Genomic DNA, 20413 nt, shown 5'->3' with positions numbered 1-20413 from the left:
ATGCTGGGGAGGGAATCGGTGTTCATGGTCGCGGGCATTGTATTCAGAGATCGCGTGCCGTCGTTCGGTTCAATCGGGCAAGGGGAGAGAGGCAAGGGATTGGCGAGCGCATCACGCGTGCCGCATGCCGACGAGCGCGGCGTCGCGGCGCACCTCGTCGAGCAGCCAGGCGCGGAATGCTGCGGTCGGCAGGGCGTCGGGGACGGCGTCTTGCGTGACCAGGTAGTACGCGAAGCGCCGCCGCACGCTGATCGCGAAGGGCACGACGAGCCGGCCGGCCGCGACTTCAGCGGCGACGAGCGGCTTCGACAGCAGCGCGATGCCGAGCCCGTCGAGCGCCGCGGCGATCGCGAGGCCGGAGTCGCCGAAATGCAGGCCGGCGGTGCGGATGCCGGCGACGCCGGCGGCGGCGAGCCACTCGGACCAGGTCGGCCGCTCGCGCGTGTCGGGCACCGTGTCGTCGTAGATCAGCGTGCGGCGTCTCAGGTCGGCGGGCTCGCGCAGCGGCAGCTTCGCGCGCAGCAGCGCCGGACTGCAGACGGCCGTGTATTCGGGCTCGACGAGCAGCTCGCTGCGGTAGCCGGGGTAGCGGCCGGAGCCGAAACGGATCCACAGCTGCGCCCCTTCCGCGCGCGGCGCCGGCGGGTCGATGCCGAGACCGCCCGCTTCGACACCGTCGATCGCCCGGGTGGCGCTCGCCAGGTGCAGCTCGACCTGGGGATGCGTCTCGGCGAAGCCCTGCAGCCGCGGCACGAGCCAGCGCGACGCGAACGACGGCGGCGCCACGACCGACAGCCGGCTGACCGGCCGCATCGCGCGCACCGTTTCGACCGACGCGGTGATCGCGCTCATCGCCTCGCGCAGCTTGGGCAGCATGGCCTCGCCTTCGGGCGTCAGTTCGAGCGCACGCGTGAGGCGCCGGAACAGCGGCACGCCGAGGTCGTCCTCGAGCCCGCGGATCTGGTGGCTGATCGCAGTCGGCGTGACCGACAGCTCCTCGGCGGCGAGCTTGAAACTAAGGTGTCGCGCGGCGATCTCGAAGGCGCGCAAGGCGTTGAGCGGGGGAAGGCGGACCGGCATACGGATGAATTTTTCTAAGGCATCGCATGATGAACGATCGTTTGTTGCGACGCAACAATATCCGTACAGTCGCGTCCATGCCCACACGACGGGCTGCAACGCCAAGGAGCCGCAAAATGGACAAGGATTACTTCTTCTATCAAGGCTACATCCGCGAAGCGCAGCGCCTGCGCAACGAAGCCTTGGGCCAGATCCTGGCCGACGGCTGGCACGGCACGAAGCGTCTCGTCACCCGCCTCGCCAACGCCGTGCTCGACCTTCTGATCGGCTCCAGCCCCCAACCCCACTGAGTCACGAGCTGAGTATCAGCGCCCCACGAGGGCGCTGATCAATCGGTCGCCCTGCGCCGCTGTCGACGCAGGGCGACGATTCCGTACACCGCCACGTTGACCGCCACGACGGCGAGCCCGAGCACCACCTGCACCGCGGGCGTGAGCCCTGGCGGATAGATCAGCGCGACCAGGTACTGCTCGATGAATCCCCCCTGCAGGTCGACGCCGTCGCCTCCGGCCCGCCGCAATGCGTTCTCCAGCGGCGTCAGCGGGCAGGTCCAGCCGATCATCTCGATGGCCACCCCGTACACCGCAGCGGGCAGATGCACCCACGCCGCGCGCGGCCAGTGAATGGTCAGCAGCCCGCCGAGCAGCACGAAGGCGATGAAAAGGGCGTGCACCAGCACGACGAAATCGGCCGCCATCAGAGCAAACACAGTCTTCTCCCTCGAAATCCGGTCAGGCCGGACGGAACACGCGCACCCCCAACAGCACGCCGACAATCAGCAGCACGATACCGGCCGCCTCGCCCGCGCTGGGCCAGCGCCCGTACCACAGGAAAGCATAAAGCAGCGCCGCCAAAGTTTCGAACACGATGAGCTGGCCGGCAAGCGCGGGCGGCAACAGGTGGCTCGCGCGGTTCCACAACAGGGTGCCGAGCCAGGATGCGGCCAGGCCCACGAGCAGCATCAAGCCGACGAAAGCCACCGGCCGCGGGCCGAAAGGCCAGTCGAACATGTCCGCCGGCGCAGTGACGCCCTGCCACAGCGCGAAGCCGGCTGCGCCAAGGAGCGCGAGCGGCAACGTCACGAGCCCCTGCGCGGTCGCCCACGGCCGTGCGAGCCCCGGCTCGCGCGCGCGCAACCAGCGGGCGTTGCGGATCGGGTACCAGGTCCACGACGCCACCGCCGCGACGCCGAGCAGCAGCCCGAGCGCGTAGCGCGGCCCGTCCTGCGCCGCGCCCCCCGCCGCTGCGGCCGCATGCGCGGCCGGATCGAAGTGCACCACCAGCAGCCCGCCGAGGATCACCGCGAGCGGCAGCGCGATGCGCCGCCACGCGACCGCCCCCGCGGCGTTGCCCGCGCGGCGCTCGCCGAGGTTCGCGCAGATCGCGATGACGACCGGCAGCGTGCCGATCATCAGCGTCGGCACCGGCGCACCGGCGAGCTGGATCGCGCTCGCGAGCGTGGAGTAGTAAACCAGGTTGCCGATCAGCGCGAGCTTGCCGGCCTCGATCCAGTCGGCGCGCGTGAGGCGCACCAGCGCGGCACGATCGAACCATGCCAGCGCGAGCGCCAGCACGCCGAACGCGATGTAGCGGCCGAACGCAAGTGCGATGCCGGGGTAATCCCCGAGCATCAGCGGCACGACGAACACCAGTCCCCACATCAACCCCGCACCCAGCGCGGCGAGCAAACCAGCCAGCATGAACCCGATCCCGAAACGAAGCGCGCAGTGTGCCACGCATGGCGCCCGAGGGCACGGGTGGCGGCGCATGGCATCGGGAAAACCCTGAGCGCGGTGAACGGTCCGGCACCAGCTGCTATGCTGCGAGGCACATGAATCAGGCTCATCGCAGCGCTGAAAATCCCTCGCGGCGCGGCGCGGCGGCCCCTGTTAACATCGCGCCACCTATCCCGAACAAGAAGCGGAGACCTCCCACATGACCGAAACGCCCACCCGCGGGCCGCGCGTCGGACTGTTCGCCACCTGTCTGATGAACGTATTCCGTCCGAACGTCGGATTCTCGGCGGTGAAGCTGCTCGAAGACGCCGGCTGCACCGTCGAGGTGCCGGCGAACCAGACCTGCTGCGGCCAGCCGGGCTACAACAGCGGCGACTACGACGCCGCCCGTGCGCTCGCGCGCCAGGTGATCGAGGCCTTCGAGCACTACGACTACATCGTCGGCCCGTCCGGCTCGTGCATGGCGACGATCCGCCACGACTACCCGGTGCTGTTCCAGAACGACGACGTGTGGCGACCGCGCGCGCAGGCGCTGTCGGAGAAGAGCTGGGAGCTGCTGTCCTTCCTCGCCGACGTGCTGCACGCCGCGCCCGCCGACGCCCGCTACGACGGCACCGTGACCTACCACGACTCCTGTTCGGGCCTGCGCGGGCTGGGCATCAAGGGCCAGCCGCGCGCGCTGCTGGGCGAGGTCGACGGCCTCAAGCTCAAGGAGATGGAGGACAGCGAGGTGTGCTGCGGCTTCGGCGGCACCTTCTGCGTGAAGTACCCGGAGATCTCCGAGAAGATGGTCGAGGACAAGGTCAGGAACATCCTCGCCTCGGGCGCCGACACGCTGGTCGGCGGCGACCTCGGCTGCCTGATGAACATCGCCGGACGCCTGAAGCGCATTCACGCGCCGGTGAAGGTCTTCCACACCGCGGAAGTGCTCGCGGGGCTGGCCGACGGCCCCGGCCTCGCGGGCGCGGCGAAGGAGGCCGACTGATGGAGATCCGTTCGAAGGAATTCAAGGACCGCGCGGTCTTCGCGATCCACGACGCGAGCCTGCAGCAGGCGCTGGGCAAGGCGCGCGGCGGCTTCGTCGGCAAGCGCGCGCAGCAGGCGGCGGAACTGCCGGAGTTCGAGCAGCTGCGCGAGGAAGCGAAGAACACCAAGAACCACATCCTCGACCACCTCGACCACTACCTCGAACGCTACGAGGCGGCCGTGACGGCCGCGGGCGGCCACGTGCATTGGGCGCGCGACGCCGAGGAAGCGAGGAAGATCATCCTCGACATCTGCCAGCGCGTCGATGCGAAGACCGTCACGAAGGGCAAGTCGATGGTGTCGGAGGAGATCGGCCTCAACGAAGCGCTGATCGACAACGGCATGGAAGTCATCGAGACGGATCTGGGCGAATACATCATCCAGCTCGCGCACGAGCCACCGTCGCACATCATCGCGCCGGCCGTGCACAAGACCAAGGACCAGGTCTCGGATCTCTTCGAGGCCGCCCACGGCGGACCCAGGAAGACCGAGGTGCCGGACCTGGTCAACGAGGCGCGCATGGTGCTGCGCGACAAGTACTTCCGCGCCGACGTCGGCATCACCGGCGGCAACTTCCTCGTCGCCGAGACCGGCTCGTCGATCATCGTCACCAACGAGGGCAACGGCGACCTGACGCAGACGCTGGCGAAGGTGCATATCGTCACGTCCGGCATCGAGCGCGTCGTGCCCACGCTCGACGACGCGACGCTGTTCCTGCGCCTGCTGGCGCGCAGCGCGACCGGCCAGGAGACCGAGACCTACACGACGATCTCGACCGGCCCGCGCCGCGCCGACGACCTCGACGGCCCGGAGGAGTACCACGTGGTGCTGGTCGACAACGGCCGCTCGAAGATGCTCGCCGGGCGCTTCAAGGACATGCTGCGCTGCATCCGCTGCGGCGCGTGCATGAACCACTGCCCGGTGTATGGCGCGGTCGGCGGCCATGCCTACGGCTGGGTGTATCCCGGCCCGATGGGCTCGGTGCTGACGCCGCTGATCAAGGGGCTCGACAACGCCTACGACCTGCCCAACGCGTGCACCCTCAACGGACGCTGCGCCTCTGTGTGCCCGGTGAAGATCCCGCTGCCGGATCTGCTGCGCGAGCTGCGCCACATGCAGCATCAGCAGGACCTCACGCCGGTGATGCAGAAGCGCGCGCTCAAGGTGTGGCGCTACGTCGCGACGCGGCCGAAGCTCTATCACGCGCTCGAACAGGTCGGCGCGCGCGTCCTGTCGGCGATCGCCAGGAACGGCAGCATCCGCCGCCTGCCGCTGGCGAGCGGGTGGACCGACGTGCGCGACCTGCCGGCGCCGGCGGGGCGCACCTTCCTCGAACTGTGGCAAGGCAAGCGAGGCCAGAAATGAGTACCAGCAATGCAAGGGACGCGATCCTCGGCTCCGTCCGCAACGCGCTCAGGCGCGGTCCGCTCGACGACACGCGGCGCGCCGAGCTCGACGCCCGTGTCCCGCGCCACACCCGTCCCGCGCAGGGCGAGGACCTCGTCGCGCGCTTCATCCGCAAGTTCGAGAGCCGCGCCGGCACGACCGCACGCGTCGCTAGCCGCGCCGACGTGCCGGCCGCCGTCGAAGCCTACCGCGCCGGCAAGGGCCTGCCTGCGCGCGCCGCGGTCGGCGCCGCGCTGCAGGACCTGGCGTTTCCCGGCCTTGAGATCCACCACGGCGCGGCCGGCGTCAGCGAGATGCTGTCGGTGTCGCAGGCGCTCGCCGGTATCGCCGAGCCGGGCAGCCTGATGATGGCATCCGGTCCGGCGAGCCCGATCACGCACAACTTCGTCCCGGACGACCACGTGGTCGTGCTCGACGCGGGCGCCATCGTCGGCCACTTCGAGGAGGCGTGGGCAGTGCTGCGCGCCCGCGCCGAAGGCATGCCGCGCGCGACCAACATCATCTCCGGCCCGTCACGCACGGCCGACGTCGAGCAGACCATCCAGCTCGGCGCGCACGGCCCGCGCCGCGTCCATGTGATCATCGTCGGCTGAGGCCGGCGTGCTCGTCCGGGGGCAGCCTCATGCCCCCGGCTTAGCCTCCTTCATGCATATTCGCTTACAACTCGGCGACAACGTCTGCGGCCGATCTCGCGTTTAATGCGCATGGGGATAGCGGTGCGCGCTGCGTGTCGGTGTCCGGTCCGCCAGGAGAACAACCATGAAATCGAAGACCCTCAAACTGCTTGCCGCAATGATCGCCGGGGGCGCCCTGATCGCTGCCACGCCGGCCCATGCCGACCGTGACGGCTGGCGCGGGGACGGCTGGGGCGAAGGCCACCGTCACGGCCATTACAAGAAATTCCGCGACGAGCGCGTCGTGATCCGCGAGCGGATCGTCGAGCGCCGCCCGATCGTGCGCGAGTATCGCTACTACGAGCGCCCGATCGGCTATTACGCACCGGCGCCGGTATATGCCCCGGTCTACGCGCCGCGCTACTATCCGCGCGACCCCGCGATCACGATCGGCGTCGATATCCCGCCGCTGGTCATTCCGTTGCGTTAACGCAACACCCTCGCAACACCCTCGCAACACACCGCGACACCGTCAGCCGGGTCCGCGCCGGGCCCGGCAGTCCGCGGCGAACGCCTCGGCCGCCGCGATGAACTCGAAGAAATCCGCCTCGAAGCCGGCATAATCGGCGAGGAGTTCGGCGCCGCTGCCGGTCAGCGGATTCTCGCGGCGCAGCCGCTGCGCCATGCGGTCGAGCGCCATGCCGATGACGTCGGCCGAGCGGTAACTCCCCAGCCAGTCCGATTCGCGCATGCGCGGCAGGATCGCCGCCAGCCGCGGCGGCAGCAGCCCGCCGTTCGCCTCCATCAGCGCGTACATCGCCGCGCTGAAATGCTCCAGCGGCACGCCGTGGAAGCGGTCCCAATGCAGCGCGAGGAAATGGTCGTAGAACATGTCGACCATCACCCCCGCGACGCGACGCCGTTCGGGCGAAACCCGCGCACGGCTGCGCTGGAAGGCGGGATGGGTTTCCGCGAACACGTCGATGCGGCGATGCAGGCGCACCCCTTCCGCGACGTCCGGGGGCAGGCCCGCGGGCAGCATCCCCTTGACGAAGTCCCCCATCAGGCCACCCAGGCGGTCTGCGGGTAATTCTCCGGCAAGCCAGGCGTGGGCGAGAAAGTTCATGCTTGCGCCCCTACCCGAATGCCGCCGCGAGCCAGTCGATGAATTCCTGCACCGCCGCGCGCTTGCTCTGCGCGGGCGTCGTGACGGCGTAATAGGTGAAGGGTGCCGGCGCACACACACCGAAGAGCGGCACCAGTCGTCCCGTCTCGACCCACGCCGCCGACAGGCGCCGCGTGCACACCGCCGCCCCCAGGCCGGCCGCGGCGATTTCCAGCAACATGCCCAGGTCGTTGAACACGGCGCCGCGCTCGGGCTCCGCCCAGTCGAGCCCGGCGGCGGCAAAGCACGGCCGCCACGGCAACAGCGGCGAACGCAGCAGCTCCAGGCCGGCGAGCTCCGCCATGCCCGCCGGCGCGTGCGCGGCGATCCATGCGGGCGCGGCGAGCGGCACCATCGTGTCGTCGAAGAGCTTGCGCACGACGCGGTCGGGGTAGTCGCCCGCGCCCCAGCGCACCTCGACGTCGGCCGCCTCGGCGGTGACGTCCTGCAGCGGGATCGACAGGTGCGCCTCCAGCTCCACCTCCGGGTGCGCGCGCAGGTACTCGGGCAGGCGTGCCATCAGCAGCTGGCGCGCGAAAGTCGGCGGCATCGACACGCGCAGGCGCTCGCGTTCGGGCTGCAGCACGGCGCCCGCCTGCGCGAGCTTGTCGAAGGCCTCGCGCACGCTGTCGAGATACAGCCGCCCGGCGGTGGTCGGCCGCACGCCGCCCGCGGCGCGCTCGAACAGCGCCGTGCCGAGCTGGGTTTCGAGCTGGCGGATGCGGTGGCTCACGGCGCTGGGCGTCACGCACAGCTCCTCGGCCGCCTGCGCGAAGCCGCCCAGGCGCGCGGCCGCCTCGAAGGCTGCCAGCGCATGCATCGGCGGCACGCGGCGCAGCGGCGCGCTCAAGCGCATCCCCGCGTGCGTGCGAGCGCGGTCACGGCGTCGTGGCGCGGGCAGCTCACGACATGGTCGTTGGTCATCCCCGCCGCCTGCATCAGCGCGTAGCAGATCGTGCTGCCGACGAACTTGAAGCCGCGCGCCTTCAAGGCCTTGCTCATCGCGTCGGACTGCGGCGTCGTCGCGGGGATCTCCCCGAGCGCGGAAAAAGCGTTCTGCACCGGCTGGCCGCCCACGAAGCTCCACAGCCAGGCGACGGGATCGGTGCCCGCCTCCTGCAGATCGAGCCAGGCGCGCGCATTGACGATCGCCGCGTCGATCTTCGCGCGGTTACGGATGATCCCCGGATCGGCGAGCAGTTCCGCCTTCTTCGCGTCGCCGTAGCGCACGATGCGCTCAGGGTCGAAGCCGTCGAACACGGCGCGGTAGCGTTCGCGCTTGCGCAGCACGGTGATCCACGACAGCCCGGCCTGCGCGCCTTCGAGGACGAGGAACTCGAACAGCGTGCGCGCGTCGTCGGTCGGCACGCCCCATTCGGTGTCGTGGTAATGGATGTACAAGGGATCGCTTCCGGCCCACGCGCAACGCTGGGTCATGCTTCCTCCAACAGTCGCACACGTGCGACCGACGATTCGATTCGCGAAGTGTAGCCGCACCGCGGTCCCGCCGCCCCAAAGGCATGCCCCGACGCAGTCCCCTTACGGGCGCGTTTCGTGTCGAGGCGTCCGCCACGCGCCAACGAGGCGCGAAACACGCCCGCAAGGGGGCGGATTCGTCGCCACGGACGCGCGGGGGGTATTCAGCCGAACAGCGCCGCCACCGCCGCCGGGTCCGACGGAAAATAGAAATGCACGTAGGACGCCGTGAGCCGCCCCTGCCGGTAGATCGCCTCGCCTTCGCGCCCGTCCGGCGTCTGCGCGCGCACGAGGGGCGCGAGCGGCGTGTCGCTCTTCGAATAATGGAAGGTGTGGCCGGCGAGCCGCCCTTCGGGCAGTTCCGCCACCTGCATCCCGAGCGCCGCCAGCCGTTGCTGCATCACGGCGCGTCCCGGCAGCAGGCCGGCGAAGGCGTGCGCCTGCCCGGCCTTGTCGACGACCGTCTCGAACAGGCTCATCATCCCGCCGCACTCGGCGAGCAGCGGCTTGCCGGCTGCCGCGTGCGCGCGCAGGCCGGCGAAGAACTGCGGGTTGGCCGCGAGCGCCTCGCCGTGCAGTTCCGGATAGCCGCCGGGCAGCCACGCGGCGTCGCAGTCGGGCAGCGCGTCGCCGGCGAGCGGCGAGAAGAATGCGAGCCGCGCGCCGAGCCCGCGCAGGGTATCGAGGTTCGCGGGGTAGATGAAGCCGTAGGCGGCGTCGCGCGCGATCGCGACCGTGCGCCCGGCCAGCAGCGGCGGCAGTTGCGGCGGCTGCGCGGCGGAAAATTCGACCGGCTCCGGGAGATCGGCCGCGCCGGTCGCCGCGATGCCGTCGGCGAAACGGTCGAGGCGCGCTTCGAGATCGGCGATCTCCGCGGCCTGCAGCAGGCCCAGGTGGCGCTCCGGCAGCCCCGCCTGCACGTCGCGCGACAATGCACCGTACCAGCGCATGCCCGCGGGCAGCGCCGCGCGCAGCATCTCCGCATGACGCGCGCTGCCGACGTGGTTCGCCAGCACGCCGGAGAACGGCAGCCCCGGCTGGTAGTGCGCGAGCCCGTGGGCCACGGCGCCGAAAGTCTGCGCCATCGCGCGTGCGTCGATCACCGCCATCACCGGCAGGCCGAAGCGGCGCGCGATGTCCGCCCCGGACGGGTTGCCGTCGTAGAGGCCCATCACCCCTTCGACGAGGATCAGGTCGGCGTCGCGCGCGGCCTCGTACAGCCGCCACGCCGCGTCGGCCGCGCCGCACATGCCGAGGTCGAGGTTGTACACGGGCGCGCCGCTCGCGACCGCATGGATCTGCGGGTCGAGGAAATCGGGTCCGCACTTGAACACGCGCACGCGCCGCCCCTGCCGCGCGTGCAGGCGGGCGAGCGCCGCGGTGACCGTGGTCTTGCCCTGCCCCGACGCGGGCGCGGCGACGAAGAGCGCCGGGCAGCGGACAGCATCCGCCACGGCGCCGCTCATTCCGGCTTCCCACCGGGATGCACCGCCGTGCAGCCCGCATGCGGCGGATGCGCGGCCGGCGCGTTGTCGGGCGAGAACCATGCGAGCCGCGGATACAGGCCGACGACGTCGCCGACGATGGTGAGCGCCGGCGGGCGGATGCCCTCCTCTTCGACCACCTGCGGCAGGTTCGCGAGCGTGCCGACGGCGACGCGCTGCGCCTGCGTCGTACCGCGCTCGACGACGCCTGCCGGCGTGTCCGCCGGCAGGCCGTGTGCGACCAGTTCGCGGCAGATGTCGGGCAGGCGCGAGATGCCCATGTAGATCACCAGCGTCTGGCCGCGCCGCGCGAGCATCGGCCAGTCGAGATCGAGCGCGCCGTCCTTGAGGAAGCCGGTCGTGAACACCACCGAGCGCGCGTGGTCGCGGTGCGTGAGCGGGATGCCCGCATAGGCGGCGATGCCCGCCGCGGCGGTGACGCCGGGCACGACTTCGACGGTGACGCCGGCCGCGACGAGGACTTCCATCTCCTCGCCGCCGCGCCCGAAGATGAAGGGGTCGCCGCCCTTCAGGCGCACGACGCGCTTGCCCGCCTGTGCGAGCCGCACCAGCAGCTGGTTGATGTCTTCCTGCGGCAGCGTATGGTCGGCGGCCTTCTTGCCGACGTAGTGGCGTTCGGCCGACGCCGGCGCCAGATCGACGATGGCCGGGCTGACGAGATTGTCATAGACGAGCGCATCCGCGCCGGCGACGAGGCGCGCACCGCGCAGCGTCAACAGCTCGGGGTCGCCGGGGCCGGCGCCGACGAGGTACACATGGCCGGCAGCGGGGCCGGGACGGGGATTGGGAAGTTCGGGAAGGGACATGCGGGTCTCTTCTGGATGATCGTTGAGTCTGGTTTTTGACAATACTAAGGGCGATCCGGCTTCAGAACCGCTGATTTGCCCCGAAACCGACCCCGACGGGGCGTGTCTCGCGCCTCGTTGGTGCGTGGCGGACGCCTCGGCACGAAACACGCCCCGCCGGGGGCTGCGCTTTCCTGTATGTCAGGGCTTGCACGAGTAATGGCTCCGCTCGTCAGAATTCCACGCCGGGCATCGCCTTCACGCCGGCGGCGAACGCATGCTTGACGACGCCCATCTCGGTCACCGTGTCGGCCGCTTCGACGAGTTCCGGCGGCGCGGCGCGGCCGGTCACGATCACGTGCTGCTGCGCCGGCCGCGCGCGCAGGTCGGCGACCACCGTCGCCACGTCAAGATAGCGGTATTTCAGCGCGATGTTGAGTTCGTCGAGCACCACCAGTCCGATCGCCGGATCGCGCAGCAGCGCACGCGCCTGTTGCCACGCGGCTTCCGCAGTCGCGACGTCGCGCGCGCGGTCCTGCGTGTCCCAGGTGAAGCCGTCGCCCATCACGTGCCACACGACGTCCGGCTGGCGACGGAAAAAGGCCTCCTCGCCGGTATCGGAGCGGCCCTTGATGAACTGCACGACCCCCACCTTCATGCCGTGGCCGAGCGCGCGCGCGACGACGCCGAAGGCGGCGCTCGACTTGCCCTTGCCGTTGCCGGTGTTGACCAGCAGCACGCCGCGCTCGACCTGCGCCGCGGCGATCTTCTCATCGACCACCGCCTTCTTGCGCTGCATGCGCTCGGCGTGGCGGGTGTTCCTGTCCTTGTCCTGTTCGTCCATGTTCAGTCCGGAATGAAGAGTGTCCGCCCATCTGCGTCGAGGCGGCGGATCGGGTGATCGAAAGCGCGGCCGAGGTGCTCCGCCTGCAGGATCTCCGCGCTCGTGCCGGCGAGCACGCCGCCCTTGCCGTCGAGCAGGATCACGTGGTCGGCGAAGCGCGCCGCGAGGTTGATGTCGTGCAGCACCATCACGACGCCCCGCCCCGCGCCCTTGAGGCGAGCGAAGAGATCGAGCACGGCGATCTGGTAGTGCAGGTCGAGGTGGTTGGTCGGTTCGTCGAGCAGGAAGAGCTGCGGGGCCTGCGTCAGCAGCGTCGCGATCGACACGCGCTGCCGCTCCCCGCCGGAGAGGTTCAGGATGTCGCGCTCGGCGAAATCGGCGAGGCCCAGTTCGCCGAGCGCCGCCCGGGCGAGGGCGACGTCCGCGGCGCTCTCCCAGCCCCAGCGTCCGAGATGCGGGTGCCGGCCGATCAGCGCGGTCTGCAGCACCGAGGCGGAGAAGTGGTCGGGCTGCTGCTGCGCGAGAAGCCCGCGGAAACGCGCGGCGGCGAGGCTGTCCCACTCCGCGTAGGGACGGCCGCCGAGGCGCACCGCACCCACCGTGGGCGCGCGCAGGCCGGCCAGCGTATGCAGCAGCGTCGTCTTGCCGGCACCGTTGGGCCCCAACAGCACGAGACATTCGCCGGCGGCGAGGCGCAGGCTGAATTCGCAGCACAGCCAGCGTTCGCCGACCTGCAGCGCGAGGCGCTCGGCTTCGAGCAGGACGAGGGAAGCATCCGGCGCAGCCATCACGCCCTCCGGGCAAGGTCGGTTGCGGGCACGGGGCGCACCATCTCAGCGCGGATTCCGCGACAGCAGGAAGAGGAACACCGGCACGCCGATCAGCGCGGTCAGCACGCCGACCGGCAACTGCTCCGGCGCGACCACCGTGCGTGCGGCGGTGTCGGCGAGCGTCAGCAGCGTGCCGCCCGCCAGCGTCGCCGCAGGCAGCAGCAGGCGCTGGTCGTTGCCGACGGCCAGGCGCATCAGGTGCGGCACGATCAGGCCGACGAAGCCGACCGAACCGACCAGCGTGACGGCGGCGGCCGTCAGCAACGAGGCGAGGATGTACAGCAGGTAACGCAGCCGCTGCACGCGCACGCCCAGCGCCTGCGCCGCGATCTCGCCGCGCGCGAGCACGTTGAGGTCGCGCGCGACGGGCATCACGACGACGAGGCCGACGAACAGCACGCCCAGCGCCGGCCACGGCCGGGTCGCCCCGCTCGCGTCACCCATCAGCCAGAACAGCATCGACTGCAGGCGCGTGTCGGTGACGAGCGACAGCATCAGCGTCACCGCCGCGCCGCAGCCGGCGGCGACGATCACCCCGGTGAGCAGGAGCCGCGTCTGCGTCCACGAACCGTCGCCGTGCGCAAGCCCGAACACCAGCAGCGTCGCCGCCAGCGCGCCACCGAAGGCCGAGGCGTCGACGAGCCAGGGCGCGAGGCCGACCAGGATCGCCAGCAAGGCCCCCACCGCCGCCCCGCCGGAGATGCCCAGCACGTAGGGGTCGGCGAGCGGATTGCGAAGCAGCACCTGCATCAGCGCACCGGCGAGCGCGAGCAGCCCGCCGCACACGAAGCCCGCCACCGCGCGCGGCAGGCGCAACTCGCGCACGACGTCGGCCGCCATGCCGTCGGCGCCGCGGAAGAGCGCAGCGAAGACCTCACGGAAGCCGATCGGGAGGTCACCGGCGGACAGGGCCCAGCCGAAAGCGAGCCCCGCCGCGACGAGCAGCGCGGCGAGGACGAACGCCGCACGCCGCCACCCAGCCATCAGAAGAGCTTCCCCCACTGTGGATAGGCCGATTTAGCGCGGCGCGTAGCGCACACCGATGAAGGCGGTTCGGCCTGCCGTCGCGAAAACGGTGTTCTGGAAACCCAGAGCCAATGCGTAGTCCTTGTCTCCGGCGTTCTTGATCTGCGCATCGAGCGTCCAATCGCGATCGATGCGGTACTGGGCGAACAGATCGACCAGTCCGTACCCCCCCATCCGCTGCGTGTTCGCGGAGTCTTCATAACGCGCGCCGACCGCACTCCACTGCCCCCCCACGGTCCATTGGCCGGCGGTGTAGTCGAGCCCGGCGACCAAGCGCTCACGCGCCCGCCGCCGCAAGATGTTGTCGGTATCCTCATCACGCGGATCGAGGACATCGACGGCCAGATTCCAGTGCCAGCGATCCAGACGCCCCGCATAGCTCGCCGTCACCCCTGCGATCTTCGCCTTACCCACATTTTCGGGGGTGTTCTCGAAAACGATCAAATCCTTGATACGGTTAAGGAAATAAACGATCTTCGCTTCCTGCCCCGCCTCCTCCCAGGCCAATCCGATCTCACGGTTACGTGAAGACTCCGGCTTCAGATCCGGGTTACCGCCGAAACAGCCGAAGATTGGAAAGCATGTAGTCGGAAAGTAGAGGTCATTAAAGCTCGGGGCCTTGAATGCCGTGCCCATCGACGCAAAACCACGAATCGAGTCCGAGAACTGATAGCCGTAACCAAGCGACCAAGTGTTCTCGGCGCCAATATGTTCGACGTCGTCGCGCCGGATGTTCGCCTGCAACCGATTCGCTCCGAAACTGCCGGTCCACCCGGCAAAGCCGGAACGGAACGTACGCGAATCGACCACCAGTTCGCCACTCGTATCGACATTCTGGCGCTGTTCCTCCAAGCCGACGATCCAGTCGCCCCAGGTCGTACGAAGATCGTTTTGCCATGCGATCAGACGCGTGCGGGTATCGAAGGTATCGATTGCCCCAACCCGATGGCTGTCGGACAGATTCGCCGATTCGCCCACGCGCAGCGTCGAGGTCCAGAAGTCGCTCAATCGGTTCCGCGAATACACGCTCCAGCTCAGGATATCGTTCTTGGTCCGGTTATCGAAGTTCAGGTCGCCGTCGGTGTGGTTTTCATCGTCGGACTTGAGCAGCGTCACCCCCAACTCGTGCCCCGGAGCCAACCGCCACTGAAGACTCCCGGACATCGATTCGCGCTCGTAGCCGTCGTCATCGAAATTAGACAACGGTCCGCGGGTTGAGTTAATGCCATCAGTCTTGAACTTGCTCGCAGACAGGGCGAAGGAAAGCTGCTCACCGCCACCGGAAATGTTCGCCTGCGCATCACGGGTGTTGTGGCTGCCATACCGCAACGCGACCTGCGGCCTGACCGGGCCTTGACCACGACGGGTGAACACCTGAACCACCCCGCCGATCGCCTCGGATCCATATAGCGCGGAGGCAGGGCCGCGCAGGATCTCGATGCGCTCGATATCCGATGCCGGAATCAGTTCGAACGGCGCCTGCCCCAGCGTGGCCGAAGTTACCGGCATGCCGTCGATGAAGAGCAAGACATGCCCTCGATTGGTTCCCCGCACGAAGACGGCGGCATCCTTTCCGGGCAACCCGCCGTCGGTGACGAACACCCCAGGCGTGGCCGACAGGATCTGTGACAAGGTGCTGTGGCCAGCGCGTTCGATCTCATTGCGCGTGACGACTGTCGTATCGGCAAGCAATTCGTCGGACCGCGTCGGCTGCCGGGTAGCCGTCACGATGACGGTCTCCCCCGTCACCTCGTCGGCGGCAAAGGCGGTATTCGCAAACGGGAATGCGGCGGCCACCGCGACGGCGGCAGCGGACAGGCGGATGTTCATCTGGGTTATCTCCCTGCGCCAGCGGTCGCGTCCCCGCGCCGCTGGTCATCTTCACAAAGGAAGCGCCGCCCGGGAAAACACGCCGTGAGCCGCTGCGCAGCACGCCCGTCGCCGCCTCCCCGCGGCACTTCCGCCATCTCGTGTCCGGGCCGGTATCCGGGCTCGTGGGCTGGCCGGGACTCCATCGTGGAGAGCCGGACCGGTCGCATCGCCTTCCCGGACTCTCGTCCAGTGGCGGTTGGATGCGCCTTGCGTCCACTTACCGTTGCGGGGGCAGCACAGGCATGGCGTCGATGGCTCGGCGAGCCGTTCGCGCACCTGTTTCCCGTTTAACCCTCGGGCGAGAATCGCCGTCGGGCACCTGAAAACACGTCGCGCCCAAAACCGGGCGCGACGCGGATAATAGCGCGTTCCGCGATTTCGCGCAGCGCAAAAAATCCAAGCAATTCCAAAGACATGCCCGCACACCTGATCCTCGGCGGCGCCCGCTCGGGCAAGAGCCGCCACGCCGAAAGTCTCGCCGCCGCGAGCGGACTGCCCGTGACCGTGATCGCAACGGCCGAAGCCCTCGACGATGAAATGGCGGCGCGCATCCGGCGCCACCAGGACGACCGCCCCGAAGGCTGGCGCACGGTGGAGACGCCGGTCGCCCTCGCCGCGACGCTGCAGCGCGAGGCGAGCGCAGGCCGCTGCGTGATCGTGGACTGCGTGACCTTGTGGCTGACGAACCTGATGGCCGGTGCGGAGGACCTGCCCGCGCCGGCGGACGCCGGCCGCCTGCCGGCCCTGCAGGCCGAACGCGCGGCGCTGCTCGACATCCTCCCGACGCTGCCCGCGCAGGTGTTGCTGGTCGCCAACGAAGTCGGCCTCGGGCTGGTCCCGGAAACGCCCCTCGGACGCCTCTATCGCGATGAAGCCGGGCGGCTCAACCAGATGCTCGCAGCCGTCTGCGAGCGCGTCACCTTCGTCGCCGCCGGCCTGCCCCTCGCCCTCAAGGGCGCGGCCTGAGCCCGGCATCGCCACCGGATGTTCCAGCGACGCGGACAGCCGCAACAATGCGACACTTCGGTGCACATCCAGGCGAGTACCCGGGAGCACTTATTCACACAGGGTGCAATAGCCTCTTAGAATGAAGGAACGTGACGAATTGCACGACAGGGACTTCATGGGCGCAGCGACACCACCGTCGAACGCAGCAGGCAGCGATCGTTTCACGTTCGATGCCGCGCGTCCGCGCCTCGCGCTGGCGGCACTGCTGGCGATTCCGCTCGCCGCATCCGCCCAGGGCAGCGGGAATGCCGACGCGGACGGCCTGCTGACGAATCTGCCGGTCACGCTGTTCTACGCCGGCTTCGCTGCGGCCCTGCTGCTCTACAGCCTGCTGCAGTTCGCGCGCAACAGGGACCGCGACTACCTCGAATATGCCGGATTCGCGTTCGGAACAGGGCTCGGGCACGTCGCGGTCGGGATCGCCCATGGCTTCGCGCCGGACGTTCAGGCCGACAACTGGGCGACGGTTGCGGAACCGGCGGGACTTGCCCTTGCCGGCGTCAGCGCGGCGATGTTCACGCGCGAATTCCTGCGCACCTCGACGCTGGTGCCGCGCATCGACATCGCGCTGAAGACCTTTGCCGCCCTGTTCGGTATCGCGTTCGCGGGTGTCTTCGCGCTGCCCGACAGCTATCCGGACACCCTCGTTGCCGGCATCGGCCCCGCCTTCGCCCTTCTCGCGATCGGCTGCGGCCTGCACTGCCGGCAGCTGCGCGCGCCCGGCGCGACGCTGCTCGTCGCCGGCTGGTCGGCAATGCTGGTCGCCGCGGTGCTGTACCTGCTCGCACATTCAGGCGCGCTTCGCGCCGAGGGGCTGACCACGCATGTGATGCAGTTCGCGTCGGCACTGGGTATGCTGACACTGGCGCTCGCGCTGGACGAGCGCACCGGCGCGAACTGGCGCGAGCGCGCCATGCGTTACGCCGACGAAATCGCGAGTCTGGAGCACACGATCGAAGCGCTGCAGGCGTCGGAGCAGCTGCTGACGCAGGGCATGGCACGGCGCAGCCTGGAAATCGATGCGCTCACGGAGCGCCTGCAGGAAGGCGAGCAGCGCTTCCAGGAGACGTCGCATTTCGACCCGCTCACCGGCCTCGCCAACCAGCTCCTGCTCACCGACCGCATCGACCAGGCCATCATCCGCGCCAAGCGCCACAACACCCGCACCGGCGTCGTGCTGCTGGATCTGGACGAGTTCACGGCGATCAACGACACCTACGGACGGGAGATCGGCGACGAGCTCCTGAAGACGGTCGCCCAGCGGCTGCGCAGCACCGTGCGCGAACAGGACACCGTCGCCCGCCCCGAGAACGACCAGTTCGTCATCGTGCTCGAGGAAGTGTACGACATCGACGACCTGCAGCGCGTCGCGAACGCCGCGACCACGGCGATCGGCGAGGTCGTCCTTGTCAAGGAACAGACCTTCGTTCTCGATGCGGCGATGGGCTGCGCGCTCTCCTCGAACGACGCCTGCAACGCCACCACGCTGCTCAAGCAGGCGGGCAAGCTGATGCGCCGTGCGAAGGAAGGCAAGCGCCTGCACCACCGGGACGGCGCGCACGGCATCCGCCAGGCCTGAGGCGGGCGTCCCGGGCCGCGTGCTAACATCGCAGCCCTTTCAGGCCAGAAGCATCGCGCAATCATGACATTCCGGATTCACGCGCCCGAACGCACGCTCGCGGACCAACTCCAGCAGCGCATCGACCAGAAGACCAAGCCGCAGGGGGCGCTGGGCCGCCTGGAGCCGCTGGCGCTGCAGCTTGGCCTGATCCAGCAGACGCTCACCCCCGAGATCCGCCAGCCGCACATCATGGTCTTCGCCGGCGACCACGGCGCCGCGCGCGCAGGCGTCTCCGCCTTCCCGCAGGACGTGACCTGGCAGATGGTCGAGAACTTCCTTGCAGGCGGCGCGGCGATCAACGTCTTCAGCCGCCAGCTGGGCCTGGGGCTCACCGTCATCGACTGCGGCGTGAATCATGAATTCGGCACGCGTCCGGGGCTCATCAACGCGAAGCTCGGCCCGGGCACGGCGAACTACCTGGAAGAACCGGCGATGAGCGCTGCGCAATGCGAGGCGGCGCTCGCGCGCGGCCGCGAACTCGCGCATGCGCTGGCCGCGAACGGCTGCAACGTCGTCGGCTTCGGCGAGATGGGCATCGGCAACACCGCCGCGGCCTCGCTGCTGACGCACTGCCTGATCGGCGAGGGGGGCAACGGCGGCGGCGCCGACCTCGTGACCGTGACCGGCCGCGGCACCGGCCTCGACGATGCCGGCCTCGTGCGCAAGCGCGAACTCCTCGGCCAGGCGCTCGCGCGCGGCGGCCGGCCGACCGACCCGCGCACGGCGCTCGCCGAATACGGCGGCTTCGAGATCGCCGTGATGGCCGGCGCGATGCTCGGCGCGGCCGAAAAGCGCATGACGCTCCTGATCGACGGCTTCATCGTCACCTCCGCCCTGCTCGTCGCGCACGCGATCGCGCCCGACATCCTCGGCTACTGCGTGTTCGCGCACCGCTCGAAGGAGCCGGGCCACACCGCGCAGCTCGCGCACTTCGGCGTCGATCCGCTGATGGAACTGGACCTGCGCCTGGGCGAAGGCACCGGCGCCGCGCTCGCCTTCCCGCTGCTGCAGGCGGCGGCGAACTTCCTCAACGAGATGGCGAGCTTCGATTCGGCCGGCGTCAGCGGGAAAGACCACTAACAGGCAACCGAGGGCGCTACCTTCACGCAAATGCGCTACCAGCTCGAACTCTTCTTCACCGCGCTCGGTTTCTTCACGCGCCTGCCGGTGCCCGCCTGGGTACCGTGGTCGCCCGAGCGCCTGAACCACGCCGCACGCTACTTCCCGCTCGTCGGCTGGGTCGTCGGCGGCATCGGCGCGGCGAGCTGGCTCGCGCTGGTGCAGGTCTTCCCGCCCAGCATCGCGGTGCTGCTGTCGATGGCGGTGACGATCCGCGCCACCGGCGCCTTCCACGAGGACGGCTGGGCCGACGCCTGCGACGGACTGGGCGGCGGCTGGGACAAGGCCCAGGTGCTCGCGATCATGAAGGACTCGCGCATCGGCAGCTACGGCACCGTCGGCCTGCTGCTGATGCTGCTCACCAAGGCCGCCGCACTGATCGAGCTCTCGGCCACGGACGATGCCGCCGTCGCGACCGCGCTGTTCGTCGCGCATCCGCTGTCGCGGCTCGCCTCGACCAGCCTGATCCACACGCTGGCCTACGTGCGCGAGGACGAAACCGCCAAGGCCAAGCCGCTCGCGCGCCGGCTCTCCAGCCCGGAACTCGCGATCGCCGCGGGCTTCGGCGTCCTGCCGCTCGCACTGCTCGCACGCCAGGAAATCGCCGCGGTGCTCGTCGCCACCATCGCCGTGACCTGGTGGTCTGCGCGCTACTTCGTGCGCCGCCTCGGCGGCTATACCGGCGATCTGCTGGGCGCCACGCAGCAGGCCACGGAACTCGCCGCCTACCTCGCGATCCTCACGGCATGGAACTTCACCTGATCCGCCACCCCCGGCCCGACGTCGCGGCCGGCGTGTGCTACGGGCAGGCCGATGTCGGCCTCGCCGAGGCGGCCGACGCCGTCGCCGCGCGCCTGCGCCCCGTCCTGCCCGGACGCTTCGCGCTGCACGCGAGCCCGCTCGCCCGCGCGCGCCTGCTCGCCGCCGAGCTCGGCACCCCGGCGCTCGACGACCGCCTGAAGGAGATGCACTTCGGCGAGTGGGAGTTGCGCCCCTACGCCGAAATCGGCGCCGCAATCGATGCCTGGGCCGAGGATCCGCTCGGTTTCCGCGCCCCCGGCGGCGAGTCAGCGCACGAGATGGCCGCGCGCGCGCTCGACTGGCTCGACGGCCTGCTCGCCGCGGCGCCGCGCGAGCCGGTCGTCGTCGTCGCCCACGGCGGCCCGCTGCGCGCGATCGCCGGGCATCTGCTGGGCTTGCCCGCCGAGCGCTGGCTCGCGCTGGACTTCGCCTGCGGGCATGTCACGCGCATCGACGTCGAGGACTGGGGCGTCGTGCTGAAGTGGTTCAATCGCTGAA

At 69.7% G+C, this 20413-nt stretch carries 22 protein-coding genes and 1 riboswitch; of the genes, 10 read left to right on the top strand and 12 right to left on the bottom strand.

Features of this window, described 5'->3' with window-relative positions; translation table 11 throughout:
- Positions 1-111: 111 nt before the first annotated feature.
- The gene (gene gcvA, locus GPA22_RS06385) at positions 112-1080 is read right to left on the bottom strand and encodes a transcriptional regulator GcvA (protein ID WP_169255253.1); all 969 of its coding nucleotides are present in this window, start codon (positions 1078-1080) and stop codon (positions 112-114) included.
- A 116-nt stretch (positions 1081-1196) separates the two neighbouring features.
- Here gcvA and GPA22_RS06380 point away from each other — a divergent pair, with 116 nt between their 5' ends.
- Positions 1197-1370: a hypothetical protein gene (locus tag GPA22_RS06380; protein ID WP_169255252.1), complete on the top strand. Its 174-nt coding sequence runs from the start codon at positions 1197-1199 to the stop codon at positions 1368-1370.
- Between the two features lie 38 nt (positions 1371-1408).
- Here GPA22_RS06380 and GPA22_RS06375 read toward each other — a convergent pair whose 3' ends face one another.
- Together GPA22_RS06375 and GPA22_RS06370 are read right to left on the bottom strand one after the other, a co-directional pair.
- On the bottom strand, positions 1409-1789 hold the full coding sequence (locus tag GPA22_RS06375) for a DUF2784 domain-containing protein (RefSeq protein WP_343035962.1): 381 nt from the start codon (positions 1787-1789) through the stop codon (positions 1409-1411).
- Positions 1790-1811: 22 nt separating this feature from the next.
- Entirely contained in the window at positions 1812-2780 is a 969-nt protein-coding gene (locus GPA22_RS06370) for a DMT family transporter (RefSeq protein ID WP_169255251.1), read from the bottom strand.
- 235 nt (positions 2781-3015) lie between these two features.
- Here GPA22_RS06370 and GPA22_RS06365 point away from each other — a divergent pair, with 235 nt between their 5' ends.
- From GPA22_RS06365 to GPA22_RS06350, 4 genes are all read left to right on the top strand, one after another.
- On the top strand, positions 3016-3801 hold the full coding sequence (locus GPA22_RS06365; RefSeq protein WP_169255250.1) for a (Fe-S)-binding protein: 786 nt from the start codon (positions 3016-3018) through the stop codon (positions 3799-3801).
- Complete coding sequence (locus GPA22_RS06360) at positions 3801-5207, top strand: LutB/LldF family L-lactate oxidation iron-sulfur protein (protein ID WP_169255249.1); 1407 nt, start codon at positions 3801-3803, stop codon at positions 5205-5207. The genes GPA22_RS06365 and GPA22_RS06360 overlap by 1 nt, the downstream gene beginning before the upstream one ends.
- On the top strand, positions 5204-5842 hold the full coding sequence (locus GPA22_RS06355) for a LutC/YkgG family protein (RefSeq protein ID WP_169255248.1): 639 nt from the start codon (positions 5204-5206) through the stop codon (positions 5840-5842). Before GPA22_RS06360 ends, GPA22_RS06355 begins: the two co-directional genes overlap by 4 nt.
- Before the next feature lie 166 nt (positions 5843-6008).
- Positions 6009-6353: a hypothetical protein gene (locus GPA22_RS06350; RefSeq protein WP_169255247.1), complete on the top strand. Its 345-nt coding sequence runs from the start codon at positions 6009-6011 to the stop codon at positions 6351-6353.
- Positions 6354-6395: 42 nt separating this feature from the next.
- Here GPA22_RS06350 and GPA22_RS06345 read toward each other — a convergent pair whose 3' ends face one another.
- The 9 genes from GPA22_RS06345 to GPA22_RS06305 all read right to left on the bottom strand — a co-directional run bounded on the left by GPA22_RS06345 (position 6396) and on the right by GPA22_RS06305 (position 15324).
- Positions 6396-6989, bottom strand: coding sequence for an acyl carrier protein phosphodiesterase (locus tag GPA22_RS06345; protein ID WP_169255246.1), 594 nt, complete (start codon positions 6987-6989; stop codon positions 6396-6398).
- Positions 6990-6999: 10 nt separating this feature from the next.
- On the bottom strand, positions 7000-7878 hold the full coding sequence (locus GPA22_RS06340) for a LysR substrate-binding domain-containing protein (protein WP_246264114.1): 879 nt from the start codon (positions 7876-7878) through the stop codon (positions 7000-7002).
- Entirely contained in the window at positions 7875-8465 is a 591-nt protein-coding gene (locus tag GPA22_RS06335) for a DNA-3-methyladenine glycosylase I (RefSeq protein WP_169255245.1), read from the bottom strand. Before GPA22_RS06335 ends, GPA22_RS06340 begins: the two co-directional genes overlap by 4 nt.
- A gap of 203 nt (positions 8466-8668) precedes the next feature.
- Entirely contained in the window at positions 8669-9970 is a 1302-nt protein-coding gene (locus GPA22_RS06330; RefSeq protein WP_169255244.1) for a cobyrinic acid a,c-diamide synthase CobB, read from the bottom strand.
- Positions 9967-10815, bottom strand: a complete 849-nt coding sequence (gene cobA, locus GPA22_RS06325) for a uroporphyrinogen-III C-methyltransferase (RefSeq protein WP_169255243.1) — start codon at positions 10813-10815, stop codon at positions 9967-9969. The genes GPA22_RS06330 and cobA overlap by 4 nt, the downstream gene beginning before the upstream one ends.
- Before the next feature lie 211 nt (positions 10816-11026).
- Entirely contained in the window at positions 11027-11638 is a 612-nt protein-coding gene (gene cobO, locus GPA22_RS06320; protein ID WP_169255242.1) for a cob(I)yrinic acid a,c-diamide adenosyltransferase, read from the bottom strand.
- A 2-nt stretch (positions 11639-11640) separates the two neighbouring features.
- The gene (locus GPA22_RS06315) at positions 11641-12426 is read right to left on the bottom strand and encodes an ABC transporter ATP-binding protein (protein WP_169255241.1); all 786 of its coding nucleotides are present in this window, start codon (positions 12424-12426) and stop codon (positions 11641-11643) included.
- A 45-nt stretch (positions 12427-12471) separates the two neighbouring features.
- The gene (locus GPA22_RS06310; RefSeq protein ID WP_169255240.1) at positions 12472-13452 is read right to left on the bottom strand and encodes a FecCD family ABC transporter permease; all 981 of its coding nucleotides are present in this window, start codon (positions 13450-13452) and stop codon (positions 12472-12474) included.
- A gap of 33 nt (positions 13453-13485) precedes the next feature.
- Positions 13486-15324, bottom strand: a complete 1839-nt coding sequence (locus GPA22_RS06305) for a TonB-dependent receptor domain-containing protein (protein WP_169255239.1) — start codon at positions 15322-15324, stop codon at positions 13486-13488.
- A 132-nt stretch (positions 15325-15456) separates the two neighbouring features.
- A riboswitch (cobalamin riboswitch) is annotated at positions 15457-15694 on the bottom strand.
- Between the two features lie 86 nt (positions 15695-15780).
- Here GPA22_RS06305 and cobU point away from each other — a divergent pair.
- The 5 genes from cobU to cobC all read left to right on the top strand — a co-directional run bounded on the left by cobU (position 15781) and on the right by cobC (position 20412).
- Positions 15781-16332 (top strand): bifunctional adenosylcobinamide kinase/adenosylcobinamide-phosphate guanylyltransferase, encoded by a 552-nt coding sequence (gene cobU / locus GPA22_RS06300; protein WP_169255238.1) that lies wholly within the window; start codon positions 15781-15783, stop codon positions 16330-16332.
- Positions 16333-16471: 139 nt separating this feature from the next.
- On the top strand, positions 16472-17953 hold the full coding sequence (locus GPA22_RS06295; RefSeq protein ID WP_211168966.1) for a diguanylate cyclase: 1482 nt from the start codon (positions 16472-16474) through the stop codon (positions 17951-17953).
- Between the two features lie 63 nt (positions 17954-18016).
- Positions 18017-19075, top strand: coding sequence for a nicotinate-nucleotide--dimethylbenzimidazole phosphoribosyltransferase (cobT, locus tag GPA22_RS06290; RefSeq protein ID WP_169255236.1), 1059 nt, complete (start codon positions 18017-18019; stop codon positions 19073-19075).
- A 30-nt stretch (positions 19076-19105) separates the two neighbouring features.
- Positions 19106-19876, top strand: coding sequence for an adenosylcobinamide-GDP ribazoletransferase (locus GPA22_RS06285; protein ID WP_169255235.1), 771 nt, complete (start codon positions 19106-19108; stop codon positions 19874-19876).
- Positions 19861-20412: an alpha-ribazole phosphatase family protein gene (gene cobC / locus GPA22_RS06280; RefSeq protein WP_169255234.1), complete on the top strand. Its 552-nt coding sequence runs from the start codon at positions 19861-19863 to the stop codon at positions 20410-20412. The genes GPA22_RS06285 and cobC overlap by 16 nt, the downstream gene beginning before the upstream one ends.
- The last annotated feature ends 1 nt before the right edge of the window (position 20413 follow it).

Origin of the sequence: Aromatoleum toluvorans, from assembly GCF_012910905.1 — a bacterium.
In the GTDB taxonomy this organism is placed as follows: Bacteria; Pseudomonadota; Gammaproteobacteria; order Burkholderiales; family Rhodocyclaceae; genus Aromatoleum; species Aromatoleum toluvorans.
Note: the sequence above shows the minus strand (reverse complement) of the source record. Positions and strands in the feature narration are given on the sequence as shown.